1 protein-coding gene is annotated in these 1415 nt (G+C 77.2%); it reads right to left on the bottom strand.

Annotated elements, in window-relative coordinates; all coding sequences use genetic code 11:
* The coding region (locus AB6N23_RS18350) for a nicotinate phosphoribosyltransferase (RefSeq protein ID WP_412867389.1) at positions 1-1229 on the bottom strand (1229 nt) is incomplete at its 3' end.
* Positions 1230-1415 lie beyond the last annotated feature (186 nt).

The raw sequence follows: 1415 nt of genomic DNA, 5'->3' as shown, positions 1-1415 counted from the left end.
AGCTCGTCCCGGGACGCGCGGTGCCGGCGCGCCGCGGCGCGCACGCCCTCGGCGCCCGTCGCCCCCGGCAGCACCTCGCCCTCGACCACGAGCGGGACGTGCAGGAGGCGCAGGTCCGGGCTCGGCTCGCGGCGCTGCGCGGCCGTCCACGCGACCACCGCGTCCTCCGGGCCCGTCACCAGCACCTCCTCGACCGCACGGCCGTCGCCGTCGAGGCGCCGCGCGGCCGACTTCCGGCCGCCGAGGCTCGTCTTCGACCGGGACGCCTTCGCGACCGGCTGCAGCACGCCGTCGCGGTCCTCGCGCGCCACGAGCTTGTAGACCATGCCGCACGTCGGGGCGCCCGAGCCCGTGACCAGCGACGTCCCGACGCCGTAGGAGTCGACCGGCGCGACGGCGAGCGAGGCGATCGCGTGCTCGTCGAGGTCGGACGTCACGACGATCCGCGTGTCGCGGGCGCCGGCGGCGTCGAGCTGGGCGCGCACCTCGTGCGCGAGCACGCCCAGGTCGCCGGAGTCGAGCCGGACGGCACCCAGGCCCGTCCCCGCGGCCGCGAGCGCGTTCTCCACGCCGCGCCGCACGTCGTACGTGTCGACGAGCAACGTGGTGCCCGACCCGAGCGCCGCGACCTGCGACGCGAAGGCCGACGGCTCGTCGTCGTGCAGGAGCGTGTAGGCGTGCGCCGCCGTGCCGATGGTCGGCAGCCCGTACCGGCGGCCGGCCTCGAGGTTCGACGTCGCGGCGAACCCGGCGACCACCGCCGCGCGGGCGGCCGCCACCGCCGCGTGCTCGTGCGCGCGCCGGGCCCCCATCTCCAGGCAGGGCCGGTCGACCGCGGCGCTCGTCATGCGGGAGGCGGCGGACGCGATCGCGGAGTCGTAGTTGAGGACCGACAGGACGAGCGTCTCGAGCAGCACCGCCTCGGCGAACGTGCCCTCGACGACCAGCACCGGCGACTGCGGGAAGAACATCTCGCCCTCGGCGTACCCGACGGCCGAGCCGGTGAACCGGTAGCCGGCCAGGAAGTCGAGGGTCGTGTCGTCGACGACGCCCTCGTCCGCGAGCCAGTCGAGCTCCGCGGTGCCGAACCGGAACGTGTCCAAGGCCTCCAGCACGCGGCCGGTGCCGGCGAGCACGCCGTAGCGGCGGCCGTGCGGCAGGCGGCGGCTGAACACCTCGAACACGCACCGGCGGTGCGCCGTGCCGTCGGCCAGCGCGGCCTGCAGCATCGTCAGCTCGTAGCGGTCGGTGAGCAGGGCCGTGCTCGCGTCCGCGCCCGGCCGGGGGAGGGCGGGGTCGGTCGCGGCCCGGGGCGCGACGGCGTCGCGCTCGCGCGTGTCGGTCATGGCGTCAACGTAGACGGCGGCGGTGACCGGCACACGCCGCGCGCCCGAGCCCGCACGCGCGCCCGGGCC

This window comes from Cellulomonas pasadenensis, assembly GCF_047229365.1.
Lineage (GTDB): Bacteria > Actinomycetota > Actinomycetes > Actinomycetales > Cellulomonadaceae > Cellulomonas.
This window is presented reverse-complemented; position numbering and strand designations above follow the sequence as displayed.